Source organism: Cellulomonas sp. S1-8, from assembly GCF_026184235.1.
Lineage (GTDB): Bacteria > Actinomycetota > Actinomycetes > Actinomycetales > Cellulomonadaceae > Cellulomonas.
The window spans coordinates 1,315,027-1,329,582 of record NZ_CP110806.1 but is presented as its reverse complement, the minus strand read 5'-3'; the positions used below and the strand labels follow the sequence as shown (position 1 = coordinate 1,329,582).

Annotated in this window: 14 protein-coding genes and 1 pseudogene; all 15 read right to left on the bottom strand. The window is 73.3% G+C overall.

The window, feature by feature from the left end:
• Positions 1-45: 45 nt before the first annotated feature.
• The 15 genes and pseudogenes from OKX07_RS05940 to rho all read right to left on the bottom strand — a co-directional run bounded on the left by OKX07_RS05940 (position 46) and on the right by rho (position 14,305).
• Positions 46-942, bottom strand: coding sequence for a F0F1 ATP synthase subunit gamma (locus OKX07_RS05940; RefSeq protein WP_265630919.1), 897 nt, complete (start codon positions 940-942; stop codon positions 46-48).
• Between the two features lie 2 nt (positions 943-944).
• On the bottom strand, positions 945-2,573 hold the full coding sequence (gene atpA / locus OKX07_RS05935; RefSeq protein WP_265630918.1) for a F0F1 ATP synthase subunit alpha: 1,629 nt from the start codon (positions 2,571-2,573) through the stop codon (positions 945-947).
• Between the two features lie 68 nt (positions 2,574-2,641).
• Positions 2,642-3,454 (bottom strand): F0F1 ATP synthase subunit delta, encoded by an 813-nt coding sequence (locus OKX07_RS05930; RefSeq protein WP_265630917.1) that lies wholly within the window; start codon positions 3,452-3,454, stop codon positions 2,642-2,644.
• Positions 3,454-4,035 (bottom strand): F0F1 ATP synthase subunit B, encoded by a 582-nt coding sequence (locus OKX07_RS05925; RefSeq protein ID WP_265630916.1) that lies wholly within the window; start codon positions 4,033-4,035, stop codon positions 3,454-3,456. The genes OKX07_RS05930 and OKX07_RS05925 overlap by 1 nt, the downstream gene beginning before the upstream one ends.
• Positions 4,032-4,262 carry an ATP synthase F0 subunit C gene (gene atpE / locus OKX07_RS05920; protein ID WP_265631832.1) on the bottom strand — a complete coding sequence of 77 codons (231 nt, stop codon included), beginning with the start codon at positions 4,260-4,262 and terminating at the stop codon, positions 4,032-4,034. The genes OKX07_RS05925 and atpE overlap by 4 nt, the downstream gene beginning before the upstream one ends.
• Before the next feature lie 105 nt (positions 4,263-4,367).
• Positions 4,368-5,153 carry a F0F1 ATP synthase subunit A gene (atpB, locus tag OKX07_RS05915; protein WP_265631831.1) on the bottom strand — a complete coding sequence of 262 codons (786 nt, stop codon included), beginning with the start codon at positions 5,151-5,153 and terminating at the stop codon, positions 4,368-4,370.
• Between the two features lie 161 nt (positions 5,154-5,314).
• Positions 5,315-5,779: a hypothetical protein gene (locus OKX07_RS05910; RefSeq protein WP_265630915.1), complete on the bottom strand. Its 465-nt coding sequence runs from the start codon at positions 5,777-5,779 to the stop codon at positions 5,315-5,317.
• Positions 5,776-6,891 (bottom strand): MraY family glycosyltransferase, encoded by a 1,116-nt coding sequence (locus OKX07_RS05905; protein WP_265630914.1) that lies wholly within the window; start codon positions 6,889-6,891, stop codon positions 5,776-5,778. The genes OKX07_RS05910 and OKX07_RS05905 overlap by 4 nt, the downstream gene beginning before the upstream one ends.
• Positions 6,888-7,634, bottom strand: coding sequence for an L-threonylcarbamoyladenylate synthase (locus OKX07_RS05900; protein WP_265630913.1), 747 nt, complete (start codon positions 7,632-7,634; stop codon positions 6,888-6,890). The genes OKX07_RS05905 and OKX07_RS05900 overlap by 4 nt, the downstream gene beginning before the upstream one ends.
• Positions 7,631-8,557 (bottom strand): peptide chain release factor N(5)-glutamine methyltransferase, encoded by a 927-nt coding sequence (prmC, locus tag OKX07_RS05895; protein ID WP_265630912.1) that lies wholly within the window; start codon positions 8,555-8,557, stop codon positions 7,631-7,633. Before prmC ends, OKX07_RS05900 begins: the two co-directional genes overlap by 4 nt.
• Positions 8,554-9,618 (bottom strand): peptide chain release factor 1, encoded by a 1,065-nt coding sequence (prfA, locus tag OKX07_RS05890; protein ID WP_416220863.1) that lies wholly within the window; start codon positions 9,616-9,618, stop codon positions 8,554-8,556. Before prfA ends, prmC begins: the two co-directional genes overlap by 4 nt.
• Positions 9,619-9,876: 258 nt before the next feature.
• Positions 9,877-10,086, bottom strand: a pseudogene (gene rpmE / locus OKX07_RS05885) (50S ribosomal protein L31); the annotation flags it as partial.
• A gap of 172 nt (positions 10,087-10,258) precedes the next feature.
• Positions 10,259-11,431 (bottom strand): NAD(P)-dependent alcohol dehydrogenase, encoded by a 1,173-nt coding sequence (locus tag OKX07_RS05880; RefSeq protein WP_265630910.1) that lies wholly within the window; start codon positions 11,429-11,431, stop codon positions 10,259-10,261.
• Positions 11,432-11,648: 217 nt separating this feature from the next.
• Positions 11,649-12,113 carry a type II toxin-antitoxin system PemK/MazF family toxin gene (locus tag OKX07_RS05875; RefSeq protein WP_265630909.1) on the bottom strand — a complete coding sequence of 155 codons (465 nt, stop codon included), beginning with the start codon at positions 12,111-12,113 and terminating at the stop codon, positions 11,649-11,651.
• A gap of 131 nt (positions 12,114-12,244) precedes the next feature.
• Positions 12,245-14,305: a transcription termination factor Rho gene (gene rho / locus OKX07_RS05870; RefSeq protein WP_265630908.1), complete on the bottom strand. Its 2,061-nt coding sequence runs from the start codon at positions 14,303-14,305 to the stop codon at positions 12,245-12,247.
• Positions 14,306-14,556 lie beyond the last annotated feature (251 nt).

Genomic DNA, 14,556 nt, shown 5'->3' with positions numbered 1-14,556 from the left:
GTTCGGATGCCCGGCTGGGGTCGGTGTCGTGCTGGTCGTTCGGGGTCAGGCGGACGCGAGGGCGTCGGCACCCGACACGATCTCGCTGATCTCCTGGGTGATCTCGCCCTGGCGCGCCTGGTTGGCCAGCCGCGTGTACATGCGGATCAGGTCCTCGGCGTTCTCGGTGGCCGTGTGCATGGCCCGCTGACGCGCAGCCAGCTCGGAGGCCGCGGCCTGGAGCAGGTTCGCGTAGATGCGCGTGCGCACGTACCGCGGCAGCAGGTCGTCCAGGACCTCCTCCGGGCTCGGCTCGAACTCGTAGAGCGGGAGGGCGTCGTGCTCGCCCGCCGGTTCCACGCCCTCGACGACCTCGAGAGGGAGCATCCGGATCACCCGGGCGCGCTGCGTGACCATGTTGACGAACTGCGTGAACACGACGTGCACCTCGCGCACGCCGCCCTCGTCGGCCGGCGCGCGGAACGCGGCCAGCAGCGCGTCGGCGATCTCGTCGGCGACCTCGGGCGTCGGGGCGTCCGAGAAACCCGTCCACGCACCCGCGAGCTCGCGCTGGCGGAACGTGTAGTAAGCCACCGCGCGACGGCCGGCGACGTAGAGGGCGATCTCCTTGCCCTCGGACTCCAGCCGCTTGATGAGGCGTTCGGTCTCCCGGATGACGCTCGCCGAGTAGGCGCCCGCCATGCCGCGGTCCGACGCGATCAGCAGGACCGCGACGCGCTTCGTGTCGTCCCGCTCCACGAGGAACGGGTGCGACACGTCGGAGTGCGTCGCGACGGCCGACACGGCACGCGTGATCGCCCGTGAGTACGGGGTCGCCATCGTCACCCGGCCGCGCGCCTTGCCGATGCGCGACGCCGCGATGAGCTCCTGCGCGCGGAACATCTTCTTGAGCGACTGCGTGCTCTTGATCCGCGCCTTGTAGACCCGCTGCTGACCCGCCATGCTCAGGCCCGCTTCTGTCGGACGATCTGCTCCTGCTCGACCTCGACGTCCGCCTCGTCCTCGTCGCTGCCCACGAGCGGGCTGCCGTCGAACGTGATGAAGCCCAGACGGAACTCGTCGATCGCGTCGGACAGCGCCTGCTCGGTCGCGGACTCGAGCTTGCCCGACTCCGCGATCGTCGACAGGACGTCGGTGTTGCGGCGCAGGTGGTCCAGCAGGTCGGTCTCGAAGCGACGGACGTCCTCGATCGGGACGTCGTCGAGCTTGCCCTTGGTGCCGGCCCAGATCGACGCGACCTGGTTCTCGACCGGGTACGGCGAGTACTGGCCCTGCTTGAGCAGCTCCATCAGGCGCGCACCACGCGTCAGCTGGGCGCGCGACGCGGCGTCGAGGTCGGACGCGAACATCGCGAACGCCTCGAGCGAGCGGTACTGCGCCAGGTCCAGCTTCAGCGTCCCCGAGACCTGCTTCATCGCCTTGACCTGCGCGGCACCACCGACGCGGGACACCGAGATGCCGACGTCGACGGCGGGGCGCTGGTCGGCGTTGAAGAGGTCCGACTGCAGGAAGATCTGGCCGTCGGTGATGGAGATGACGTTGGTCGGGATGTACGCCGAGACGTCGTTCGCCTTGGTCTCGATGACGGGCAGGCCCGTCATCGAGCCGGCGCCGAGCTCGTCGGACAGCTTGGCGCAACGCTCCAGCAGGCGGGAGTGCAGGTAGAAGACGTCACCGGGGTACGCCTCGCGGCCCGGCGGGCGCCGCAGCAGCAGCGACACGGCACGGTAGGCCTCGGCCTGCTTCGACAGGTCGTCGAACACGATGAGGACGTGCTTGCCCTGGTACATCCAGTGCTGGCCGATGGCCGAGCCGGTGTACGGCGCGAGGTACTTGAAGCCCGCGGGGTCCGACGCGGGGGCGGCGACGATCGTCGTGTACTCGAGCGCCCCGGCCTCCTCGAGCGCGCTGCGGACCGACGCGATCGTCGAGCCCTTCTGGCCGATGGCGACGTAGATGCAGCGGACCTGCTTGCTCGGGTCGCCGGAGTCCCAGTTGGCCTTCTGGTTGATGATCGTGTCGATCGCGATCGCGGTCTTGCCGGTCTGGCGGTCGCCGATGATGAGCTGACGCTGCCCGCGCCCGATCGGGATCATCGAGTCGATCGCCTTGAGGCCGGTCTGCAGCGGCTCGTGCACCGACTTGCGGGCCATGACGCCCGGGGCCTGCAGCTCGAGCGCGCGGCGGCCGTCCGTGGCCACCTCGCCCAGCCCGTCGATCGGGGCGCCGAGCGGGTCGACGACGCGACCGAGGTAGCCGTCGCCGACGGCGACGGACAGGACCTCGCCGGTGCGGCGGACCTCCTGGCCCTCCTCGATCCCGGTGAACTCACCGAGCACGACGACGCCGATCTCGCGCACGTCGAGGTTCAGCGCCAGGCCCAGCGTGCCGTCCTCGAACTTCAGCAGCTCGTTGGCCATCGCGCCGGGCAGGCCCTCGACCTGGGCGATGCCGTCACCGGCGACCGCGACCCGTCCGACCTCCTCGGTCGCCGGGCCCTTCGGCTCGTACGACTTCACGAAGCTGTCCAGCGCGGAGCGGATGTCCTCCGGCCGGATCGTCAGCTCAGCCATGGCGTTCTCCTCATCTGACGCACGCGCGTCGCGCGTGCGGTGTGTCGTGGGCCGGTGCTCCGGCGTTGTCAGCCGGCGAGCTGCCGGCGGGCGTCGGCGAGTCGGGAGAGGACGGTCGAGTCGATGACGTCGGGGCCGGCCTGCACGCGCAGACCACCCACGACGCCGGGGTCGACGACGACGTTGACCTGGACGGCCCGGCCCAGCGCGCGGCCGAGCAGGTCCGTGAGGCGCGCCGTCTGCGCCGGGGTCAGCGGCGACGCCGAAACGACGGTGGCCACCTCGCGGCTGCGCAGCTCGGCGATCACGTCGCCGACGTGCTGCAGCGTGGTGACGTACCGGCGACCGCGCGGAGCGACCGCCGCACGGCGTGCGACCGCCCGCGTGACCACGGAGCCCTGCGTTCCGAGCAGCCGGTCGACGAGCTCCCCGCGCGCCTGCGCGGGGTACGCCGGGTCCAGCAGGTACCGGCGCACCTCGCGCTGCCCGGCGAGCGCGCGGGTGAGGGAGAACAGCTCCTCCTCCACCTGCGCCAGCGAGCTGTCCTCGTCGGCGGACGAGAGCAGGGCCACGAACGCGAGCCGCTCGGTGGCGTGCGCCAGGTCGGCGTCCGCCGACCACCGCGAGCTCACGAGCGCCTGGGCGATCGCGACGGTGCGGGGGTCCGCGCCGTCGAGCAGCCGGGCGACCAGCCCGCTCTTCGGTGCGGCGTCGAGCGACGGGTCCGCCAGCGTGCGGCGCAGCGACCCCGACCCGTCGAGGGCGTCGACGAGGGCGAACAGCTCCTCGCCGATCCTGCGTGCCTGACCGCCGGCGGTGCGGACGTCCGGCGCGAACCGGTTCTCCACCGCCTGCAGCGAGGCGCGACTCGTCCCGCGCATCAGTTCCCCTTGCCTGCGCTCGTGGTGGTGCTGGTCTCGAGGTCGTCGAGGAAGCGGTCGACGACGCGCGAGCGCCGTGCCTCGTCCTCGAGCGACTCGCCCACGATCTTCGACGCGAGCTGCGTCGCGAGCGTGCCGACGTCGGCGCGCAGCGAGACCGCGGCCTGCTGGCGCTCGGCGTCGATCTGGCGCTGGGCCGTCTCGACGATGCGGGCCGCCTCCTCCTGGGCGCGCGTGCGCGACTCCGTGAGGATCTGACCGCCCTCGGCGCGCGCGTCCTCACGGATGCGGGCCGCCTCGGAGCGGGCGTCGGCGAGCAGCTGCTGGTACTCCTCGAGCTGCGCGGCCGCCTCGGCCTGGGCCGTCTCGGCCTTGGCCAGGCCGCCCTCGATCTTCGCCGTGCGCTCGTCGAGCACCGCCTGGAACTTCGGCAGCACGTACTTGTAGAACGCGACGGCGATGACGACCAGGACGACGGACGACCACAGGATGTCGTAGCCGGCGGGGAGGAGCAGCTGGATCCCCGCGGGCTCTTCCCCCGCGGCCGTCACGACGGCCGCGGAGACCGCGGCGGTGCTCACGGGAAGAGGAACCCGGTGATGAGGCCGAGGAGGCCGAGGACCTCGACGAACCCGATCCCGATGAACATGGTGGTGCGGAGCTGTCCGGCGACCTCGGGCTGGCGCGCGATGCCCTCGACGGTCTTGCCGATGAGGATGCCCAGACCGATACCCGGGCCGAGCACCGCGAGGCCGTAGCCGACGGTCGCGATGTTCCCGGAGACGGCGTCAGCTGCGGCGAGGATCATGCTGGTGTCTGCCACGGTGGCTCGTTCCTTCCGTTGGGTCCCCGGCCGGTCGGCCGGGGGCTCGTACTGCAGATGTGCGGGACCACGACCCCGCGGGGTGTGGTGTCAGTGCTCGTCGGAGATGGACTGGCTGATGTAGACGGCCGCCAGGACGACGAAGATGTAGGCCTGCAAGGCGGAGACGAACACCTCGAACAGGGTGATGGCGAACCCACCCGCCAGGCTCGGCACCGCGAACACGCTCATGCCCGACATCGAGCGGACGAAGAAGTCCGTCGCCGCGAAGCAGAGCACGAGCATGAGGTGACCGGCGACCATGTTGGCCATGAGTCGCAGGGCCAGCGTGATGGGGCGCAGGATGAAGACGGTGAGGAACTCGACCGGGGTCAGGAGCACGTAGAGCAGCGGCGGCACGCCGGGCGGGAACAGGCTCGTCTTGAGGAAGCCCCCCACCCCGTGCGCGCGGATGCCGGCGCCGAGGTACATCACGTATACCCACAGCGCGAGCATGACCGGCAGGCCGATGAGCGACGTCCCGGCGATGTTGAGGCCGGGGATGATGCCGGTGATGTTGAACGCGAGGATCGCGAAGAAGATCGTCGTGAGCAGCGCGACGTACTTGTGCGCCTTCTCCTTGCCGATGATGTCCTCGGCGACGTTGATCCGCACGAAGTCCAGCAGCAGCTCGACGACGTTCTGGCCGCGGTTCGGCACCAGCTTGGCCTTGCGGGCGGCGACGACCATGACGACCACGAGCGCGACGGTCGCGATGACGCGGACCAGCTGCATCCGGTTGAACTCGAAGAGCGTGCCCTCGAAGAGGAACGGGGCCGGGAAGAAGTCCGCGATCGTGGGCGTATGGAACCCGCCCTCGTCCGCGGCGAGCGGCAGGATCGTCGCGATGCTGGACAGTGCGGTCTCCTGTGGTCGTGATGGCCGGTGCCGCCTCGTCGCGGGCACACCGGCAGCACCTGGCCGTCGTGGATGGGGGAAGCGTAACCCATGGGTGACCTAGGTCCGGCCCCCGTCCGCGCCCGGCACGGTGACGCGGATCACCGTCGAGGGGCGCCCGGTTCGACGTACGGCACGCGGCCCCCGTTGACGGCCCGGAAGTCGAGCACGGCGGACCCGATGACGCCCACGGCGAGCACCGCCGCGAGCACGCCGCGGGAGTAGAAGTCCTGGTCACGCAGCAGCGCGAGCACCACGACGACCACCAGCACCTTGGCCAGCCACGTCCCCATGACGACCGCCGCCATGGTGTGCGGGGGCGAGTGCAACGTGCGCAGCATGGCCACGACCGTCGTCCCGGAGAACACCAGCGCGAGGGCCACGCCGATGAGGGCGCCCCACACGCCGGGCATGCCCGCGACCAGGGCCCCGATGCCCAGCCCGAGGACCGTCAGCACACCGAGCAGGATGCCCGTGTCCCGCAGCGCGCGGCGGAAGACCGCCGCGGTCGGGTCCGGCGCGGGGCTCGGGTCGGGGACGGGTGTCGCGTCGGGTGCGCTGGTCATGAGGGGGCCTCCACGGAGGTCGGGGTGCGCCCGCGCAGCGGGCCCAGGGTCAGGACGGTCGCCACGACCACGCCCGCGCCGGTGGCGATGAGCACGGTCGTGGTCGACCAGACGGCGAGCGCGGCGACGCCGAAGGCGAGCACACCCGTCCAGATGTACATGATGAGCACGGCGCGGCGGTGGCTGTGGCCCAGGGCGAGGAGCCGGTGGTGCAGGTGCAGCCGGTCGGGGTGGAACGGGCTCTTGCCCTTGATCAGCCGCCGCACGATCGCCAGGCCCATGTCGAGCAGCGGCAGGACCAGCACGGCGACGGGCAGCAGGATCGGCACGTACGCGGGGAACTGCACCCGGTCGACGACCGCCGCGGGGTCGATCTGGCCCGTCACGACGATCGCCGCGGCCGCGATGACGAAGCCGAGCAGCATCGACCCGGAGTCCCCCATGAAGATCCGCGCCGGGTAGAGGTTGTGCGGGAGGAAGCCGACGCACACCCCCACGAGGGTCCCGACGACGAGCGTCGCGAGGTTGGAGTAGTTGTCCCGGCCGGTCTCGACGGTGAGGAGGTAGGCGTACAGGAAGAAGGCGGCACCCCCGATCGCGATGACGCCGGCCGCGAGCCCGTCGAGCCCGTCGACGAAGTTCACGGCGTTCATGGCCACCACGACGGACACGATGGTGATGAAGACGGTCCAGCGCGCCGACCCGCTGACCACGTTGTCGGCGATCGGCAGCTGGTAGAGCAGGACGCCCTGCCACGCCAGGAACCCGGCCGCGAGCACCTGCCCCATGAGCTTGGTGAGCCAGTCCAGGTCCCAGATGTCGTCCGCGACGCCGAGCGCGCACACCAGGGCGGCACCGCCGACGATGCCGAAGATCGGGCGCGGGTTGGCGTAGACCGGTTCGAGGAACGGCAGCCGCGAGGCCATGAGCAGCGCCACGAGCAGGCCCGCGAACATCGCCATGCCGCCGAGGCGGGGCGTCGGGATCGCGTGCACGTCACGGTCGCGGACGGCCGTGATGGCCCCCCAGCGCAGCGCGCACCACCGCGCCAGCGGCGTCGTGAGGTACGTGACGACCGCGGCGATCACCAGGACGAGCAGGTAGGCCCTCACGGCGCCGGCGCCTCCGGCACGTCCGCCCCCTGCGCGGTCACCGGCGGCGCGTCGCCCGGGGCGACCTGCTGCTCCGGCGGCTCCGGGGCCACCGGCGCCGGTGCGCGCACGGCGGCCACGGCCGCGAGCGTCGCGAGGTCGAGCGCCCCGAGGCGCACGATGCGCAGCTCGGGGCCGGTCGCGTCCACGATCGTCGACGCGACGCCGCCCGGTGCGGTGCCGCCGTCGAGGAACACGGGGACCTTCGCGCCCAGCTGGCGGTACGCCTCGGCCGCCGTCGTGGCCGCGGGACGGCCCGTGAGGTTCGCGCTCGAGACCGCGAGCGGGCCCGTGCGGCGCAGCAGCGCGAGCGCGACCGGGTGGTCCGGCATGCGTAGGGCGACCGTGCCGTGCGTCTCGCCCAGGTCCCAGGCCAGTGACGGCTGGGCGCGCAGGATGATCGTCAGGCCACCCGGCCAGAACGCCTCGGCCAGCGCGCGCACGCCGTCCGGGACGTCGGTGGCCAGGCCGTCGAGCGTCCGCACGTCCGGGATGAGGACCGGCGGGGGCATCTGACGACCGCGTCCCTTGGCGTCGAGCAGGGCCTGCACGGCCCGCGGTGCGAACGCGTCCGCACCGATCCCGTAGACGGTGTCCGTGGGCAGCACGACGAGCTCACCGCGGCCGACGGCGTTGACCGCCTCGTCGATCGCGGGGCCCCAGGTCGCCGGGTCGGTCGCGTCCTTGATCCGGATGAGGCTCACGCGGGCGAGTCTCCCACGACCGCGCGCGCGACCCGCCGGGCGACGAGGGTGCGCGGGCGGCCCGTGAGGTCGGCCACGGTCCGCACGTCCGCGAAGGCGCCCGTCGCGGACGCCGCGGCGCGCGCGGCGGCGTCCTGCACCTCCGCGTGCTCCATGACGAGGAGCCCGCCGGGGACGAGCAGCCGCGCCGCCGCGGCGATCACGGCGCGCGGCACGTCGAGCCCGTCGGCGCCGCCGCCGTAGAGCGCGACGTCGGGGTCGTGGTCCCGGACCTCGGGGTCGAGCGGCACGGCGTCGGGCGGGATGTAGGGCGGGTTCGACACGACGACGTCGACCGTGCCGTCGAGCTCGGCGAGCAGCGCCGGGTCGCGGACGTCGCCCTGCACGACGCGCAGGTCGAGGCCGGCGACCGCGCCCGCGTTGGCGTTGGCGAGCCCGACGGCCTCGTCGGACAGGTCGACCGCGACCACACGGCTCGCGGGCACCTCGACGTCGACGCTGATCGCGATGGCGCCGGTGCCGGTGCACAGGTCGACGACGAGCGGCCGGGCGCCGCGGGCCGCGAGCGCCGCGGCCTCGTCGATCGCGAGCTGCGCGACCGTCTCGGTCTCGGGTCGCGGCACGAAGACGCCCGGCTCGACGCGCAGCGTGACGTACCGGAAGACCGTGTACCCCACGATGTGCTGGAGCGGTTCGCGCGCGCGGCGCCGCTCGACGAGGTCGGCGAACTCCGCGGCGAAGCCGTCGGGCAGCGGCGGCGGCAGCACGAGCTCGACGCGCGGCAGTCCCAGGGCGTACGCGGCGAGCGCCAGCGCGTCGTGCCGCGGCGACGGGACACCGGCCTCCGCGAGGACGGCCGTCGCCCCGTCGACGTACGCCCGCAGCCCGGGCGCGTCGGCCCGCGTCGCCGTCCGCTCGCTCACGCCGCGCCACCGCCCGCGACGGCGAGCCGCGCGGCCTCGTCGGCCTCGACCGCCGACGCGATGACCGGTCCGAGGTCGCCGTCGAGCACGTGGTCGAGGTTGTAGGCCTTGAAGCCCGTGCGGTGGTCCGCGATCCGGTTCTCGGGGTAGTTGTACGTCCGGATGCGCTCGGAGCGGTCCACCGTGCGCACCTGCGAGCGGCGGGCCTCGCTGGCCGCGGCCGCCGCCTCCTCCTGACGGGCCGCGAGCAGCCGCGCCCGCAGCACCCGCATCGCCTGCTCGCGGTTCTGCAGCTGCGACTTCTCGTTCTGCATCGACACGACGATCCCCGTCGGCAGGTGCGTGATCCGCACCGCGGAGTCCGTCGTGTTGACCGACTGCCCCCCGGGGCCCGACGAGCGGTACACGTCGATGCGCAGGTCGTTCTGGTCGACGTCCACGTCACCGTCGTCGTCCGCCTCCGGGAACACCATGACGCCCGCGGCGGACGTGTGGATGCGGCCCTGCGACTCGGTGACGGGCACGCGCTGCACGCGGTGCACCCCGCCCTCGTACTTCAGGTGGGCCCAGACCCCGTCCTCGGGCGGGCCGGCCGTGCGCGCCTTGACGGCGACCTGCGCGTCCTTCACGCCGCCGAGGTCCGACGGCGTCGCGTCGAGCACCTGCACGCTCCAGCCCTGCTGCTCGGCGTACCGGGTGTACATGCGCAGCAGATCGCCGGCGAACAGCGCGGACTCCTCGCCGCCCTCCCCCGCCTTGATCTCGAGGATGACGTCGCGGGCGTCGTCCGGGTCGCGCGGGACGAGCACCCGGTGGAGCCTGTCGGCGGCCTCGGCCGCGGCGGCCTGCAGCGCGGGGACCTCGACCGCGAAGGCCTCGTCCTCCGCGGCGAGCTCGGCCGCGGCCTGGGCGTCGTCGGCGGCCGCCCGCCACTGGCGGTACGCCTGCACGACGCGCCCGAGCTCGGCGTAGCGCCGCCCGAGCCGGCGCGCGCGCGCCGCGTCCGCGTGGACCGCCGGGTCGGAGAGGTCACGCTCGATCTGCGCGTGCTCCACGAGCATCGCCTCGACCGCGTCGAGCTGCTCCACCTGCTGTCCTCCCACTCCTCACCGACGCGCCCGGCCGACGGCCGCACACGATGAAGCCGCACAAAGCGACAGCGCCGGTGCGTGGGCGGACACGACCATGGAGGGTCGTCGTCCGCCGGACGCACCGGCGCTGCGGAGGAGCTAGTCGGCGGCCGGGGCCGTCTCGGCCGGGGCCGTCTCGGCCGGGGCCGTCTCGGCCGGAGCCGTCTCGGCCGGAGCCGTCTCGGCCGGAGCCGTCTTCTTGCCGTAGCGGGCCTCGAACCGGGCCACACGGCCACCGGTGTCGAGGATCTTCTGCTTGCCCGTGTAGAACGGGTGGCAGGCGCTGCAGACGTCGGCGTGGATCTTGCCGTTCGGCACGGTCGAGCGCGTGACGAACGTGCTGCCGCAGGTGCACGTGACCTCGGTGAGCACGTACTCCGGGTGGATACCAGACTTCACGGGAGTTCTCCTTGGGGTTTGCCTCCGGGTCCGGACGCGTGACTCGCGCCGGTGAACCGCAGACCGACGGACCATTGTGCCAGAACGACGCGCGGCCGCGAAACCTTCCCTCGCGGTGGTCACGGCGCAGCACACGCTCACGGCACTGGACACGCTGACGGCGCAGCACACGTCACAGGACCACGACCGGCTTCACCGTCCTCGTGTGGTGCATGTCCGCGAACGCCCGGTCGAGGTCCTCGAGCGGGTAGTGCCGCACGAGCCGGTTCAGCGGGAGCGTGCCGTTCTCGACCAGCTCGACGATGCGTGGCAGGAGCCGGCGCGGGTCGGCGTCCCCCATCGTCACGCCGCGCAGCACCTTGCCCCCGAGCATCGGCTGGATGTCGACGGGGATCTCGGTGCCCGGCGGCGGGGCGCCGCAGACCACGAGCTCGCCGCGCAGCCCGAGCGCGTCGAGCGCGATCCGGGCCGCTCGCGGGTCGCCGGTCGTGTCCAGCGCGCCGGTGAGACCGCGGCCCCCGACGATCTCCGCGAGGCGCGCCGGGACGTCGTCGGCGCGCGCGTGCAGCGCGTGGGTGGCGCCGAGGTCGAGCGCGAGCTCGAGGCGCTCGGGCACCAGGTCGACCGCCACGAGCAGCTCCGGGTCGCGCTGGGCCGCGGCGACGACGGCGGACAGGCCGACGGCGCCGGTGCCGAACACCGCGAGGCGGGCTCCCGGGCGCGGGTCCAGCACGTTCCACACCGACCCGAACCCGGTCATCACGCCGCACCCCAGCGGCGCGAGCATCGTCAGGTCCGCGCCCGGGCCGACGACGACGAGCTGCCGCGCCTGCACGACGAGGTGCTCGGCGAACGACGACTGGCCGAAGAAGTGGGCCCCGAGCGGCGTGTCCCCCTCGCTCAGCGGGCTCGTCCCGTCCGGGCGGGCCCCGGCCAGCACGTTGCGGTGCAGCCACGTCGCGCAGTACGCGGGGTGGTCGTCCCCGCACGCGTCGCACGCACCGCACGACGAGAAGCTGATGAGGACCTGGTCGCCGGGGCTCACGTCGGTCACGTCCGCCCCGACCTGCTCGACGACGCCGGCGCCCTCGTGGCCGATCACGCCCGGCAGTGCGAACGGGAGGCCGCCCGCCCACACGGCGACGTCCGTGTGGCACACCCCCGTCGCGACGACCCGCACGAGCGCCTCGTCGGGACGGGGCGCGGCGAGGCGCACGTCGCGCACCTCGAAGCGCGTGCGAGGCGCCGTCAGCACGGCGGCCCGGGTGAGGCGGGGTGCGGGCGCCGGTGGGTCACCGGCCGCCTGCGCGCCGCCGGGAACGATGGGCGTGACGGTCGTGGTCATGGCAGTCCTCTCGCCGTGCCGGCTTCTTCGCCGGCGGGGGCCGGAGCGGCGACGTGGGGTGTCGCGCCGCGGACGGGCGTGGGGAACTGGTCCGATCGTAGGGACGTCGGCAGGGCGTCGACAAGGTGCCGAGACGATCTCTTTCAGGCCTCTGACCAGGACAGATGCCCAGCTCGCGTGCCCGTGGAGGCCTGCGGCGGCGGCCCGTGCAGCCCGGTCAGGACGAGCGGCCAGCGGTGCCGCGGTCGTCGGCCGCGCCGCGGTACCACACCACGAGCGCCTCGCCCGCGTGGCCCGACCGACGGCGCACCGCCGCCAGCGGGAGGGTCTGGGGGCGCAGGTCGATCCAGCTCGCGCGCGTCAGGCCCGGGAACCCGGCGGGGAGGCGCACGTGGTCACGTCGATCGCTGCGGTCCTGCGACGTGAACCGCGCGACCTCGCACGTGCGACCGCCGACGCTCAGGACCAGGACGGGCCGGTCCTTGCTGCCCGTGCCGTCCGCGAACGGGACGTCGGCGAACCAGACGTCGCCGACCTGTGGCCGGCGCGCGGACGGGCGGGGTGCGCGACCCCGGCGCCGTCGACGCCTGCCGAGGAGCAGGACGACCGCCAGCAGGGCCAGCAACCCGAGCACCTCGGGTCGGCCGGCGAGGCTCGCGAGGTCCCCGGGGTCGAACGGCACGGGAGCGAGGCTAGCGGGCGGGACCGCCGACCGGGCCCTCGTCGGGGGTGAGGTCGTCACCGGGGTCGCACGACGCCGACGGCCCCGCACCCCGGCGAGGGGTGCAGGGCCGCGCGGTGCCGGCGGTCAGGTCAGACGACGGTGCGGCTGACGCCGTCCTCGATGGCCGGGCCGCTGCCGCCCGGGGTCGTCTTCTGCACCTGGAGCAGGAACTCGACGTTGGACTTGGTCTCGCGCAGCTTGCCCAGCAGCAGCTCGATGGCCTGCTGCTGGTCGAGCCCGCCGAGCACACGGCGCAGCTTGTAGATGATCTTCAGCTCGTCGTTGCTCATGAGGACCTCCTCGCGGCGGGTGCCGGACGCGTTGACGTCCACCGCCGGGAAGATGCGCTTGTCCGCGAGCGAGCGCGACAGCCGCAGCTCCATGTTCCCGGTGCCCTTGAACTCCTCGAAGATGACCTCGTCCATCTTCGAGCCCGTCTCGACCAGGGCCGAGGCGAGGATCGTCAGCGAGCCGCCGTTCTCGATGTTGCGGGCCGCACCGAAGAACCGCTTGGGCGGGTACAGCGCCGAGGCGTCCACGCCGCCGGACAGGATGCGGCCCGACGCCGGCGCGGCCAGGTTGTAGGCGCGCGACAGGCGGGTCAGCGAGTCCAGCAGCACGACCACGTCCTGGCCGAGCTCGACCAGGCGCTTGGCGCGCTCGATCGCCAGCTCCGCGACGATCGTGTGGTCGGAGGCGGGCCGGTCGAAGGTCGAGGCGATGACCTCGCCCTTCACGGTCCGCTCCATGTCCGTGACCTCTTCGGGGCGCTCGTCGACGAGCACGACCATGAGGTGGACCTCGGGGTTGTTCGTCGTGATCGCGTTGGCGATCTGCTGCATGATGATCGTCTTGCCCGCCTTGGGCGGCGCGACGATGAGGCCGCGCTGGCCCTTGCCGATGGGCGCGACGATGTCGATGACGCGCGGCGTCAGACGACCCGGCTCGGTCTCCAGGCGCAGCCGCTCCTGCGGGTACAGCGGCGTCAGCTTGCTGAACTCGGGCCGGTCGCGCGCCTCGTCGGGGGTGGCGCCGTTGATCGTGTCGAGCCGGACCAGCGCGTTGAACTTGCTGGGTCGGTTGCCCTGCGCCGTCTGCTCGCCCTCACGCGGCTGGCGCACCGCACCGGTGATCGCGTCACCCCGCCGCAGGTTGCTCTTCTTGACCTGGTTGAGCGAGACGTACACGTCGTTGGGCCCCGGCAGGTAGCCGGTCGTCCGGACGAACGCGTAGGAGTCGAGCACGTCGAGGATGCCGGCGACGGGCAGCAGGACGTCGTCCTCGGTCACCTCGACGTCGTCGAGACCCGCGATCTCGCCCGGGGCGCCACGGGGGCGGCCGCGCTTGCGGTCCCGGTCCCGGTCGCGGTCGCGGTAGCGGTCGCGCGAGCGGCGCCGTCGGCCCCCGCGCTCGTCGTCCTCCGGGCCGGTGCCGGCCTGGCGGTCGGCGCCGGCCGGCGCACCCGCGGCCTGGGGGGCCGCCACGGCGGCACCGTTCTGCGCGGACTGACGACGGTCGGCCTGCTGGCGCTCGTCCTGCTGACGGTCGGCCTGCTGGCGGTCGACCTGCTGGCGCTCGACCTGCTGGCGGTCGACCTGACGGCGCTCGCCCTGGAGGCGGTCGTTCGCGGCACGCTCGGCCTGCTCGTCCTGCTGCGGACCCTCGGACGCCACCGGGGCGCCGACGCTGCGACCCGCGCGGCGCGAGCGTCGCTCACCCGTCACGGCACCCGCGGCGTCAGCGGCACGCGCCGCACGGTCGTCGCGCTGCTCGGCCGGCGCCAGACGCGCGTCCAGCGCCGCCTCGAGGCCCGCGAGCGCGTCACGGCCGCCGCCGGAGCGCTCCGCGGTGCGCGTCGGGCGCTCGGGGCGCTCCGTGGGCGCGTCCTGCGGGGACGCGGTGGTCTCGGGGCGCTCGTCGACCACGGCCCGCGCGCGACGCGTCGACGTGCGCGTCTCGAGGGCCTGCGGCCGGTCACCGGAGCGCGCGGCGGAGATCGCCTGCACCAGGTCACCCTTGCGCATCTTGCTCGTGCCCTTGACGCCGAGCTGCGAGGCCAGGGCCTGAAGCTCCGGCAGTCGCATCGCGGAGATGCTTCCGGAGCCCGAGCCGCCCGTGGTGGTCGCGGCGGCATCGATGGTGTCTGTCACGAAGGATCCTTCCCCCTCGTCGGGGCCCTACCGGTCCGCCCGGGAGGGGGCCTGCGCCCGGTCGGCATGACCTGGCGGAGAGTGCCACGCGCGCTGCGTACGACGACGTCTGCTCGCGCGGGCTGGGTGTTCCCCTCGTCGTCGACTCAGGAGACCGTCCGGCGGGATCCGGGGGTAATCGGGGAGCCGGAGACCATGGGTGGTCCTTCGCGAAGCTCACTGTCGAGTCTGCGAAAGGCCGGAGGACGAGG

Bases quoted from the DNA above. Each gene is read 5' to 3' on its own strand.
- OKX07_RS05940 (WP_265630919.1), bottom strand. From the start codon at position 942: ATGGCGGGTCAGCAGCGGGTCTACAAGGCGCGGATCAAGAGCACGCAG.
- OKX07_RS05910 (WP_265630915.1), bottom strand. From the start codon at position 5,779: ATGACCAGCGCACCCGACGCGACACCCGTCCCCGACCCGAGCCCCGCG.
- OKX07_RS05930 (WP_265630917.1), bottom strand. From the start codon at position 3,454: ATGCGCGGGACGAGTCGCGCCTCGCTGCAGGCGGTGGAGAACCGGTTC.
- prfA (WP_416220863.1), bottom strand. From the start codon at position 9,618: ATGCTCGTGGAGCACGCGCAGATCGAGCGTGACCTCTCCGACCCGGCG.
- atpE (WP_265631832.1), bottom strand. From the start codon at position 4,262: ATGATCCTCGCCGCAGCTGACGCCGTCTCCGGGAACATCGCGACCGTC.
- atpA (WP_265630918.1), bottom strand. From the start codon at position 2,573: ATGGCTGAGCTGACGATCCGGCCGGAGGACATCCGCTCCGCGCTGGAC.
- OKX07_RS05880 (WP_265630910.1), bottom strand. From the start codon at position 11,431: ATGACCACGACCGTCACGCCCATCGTTCCCGGCGGCGCGCAGGCGGCC.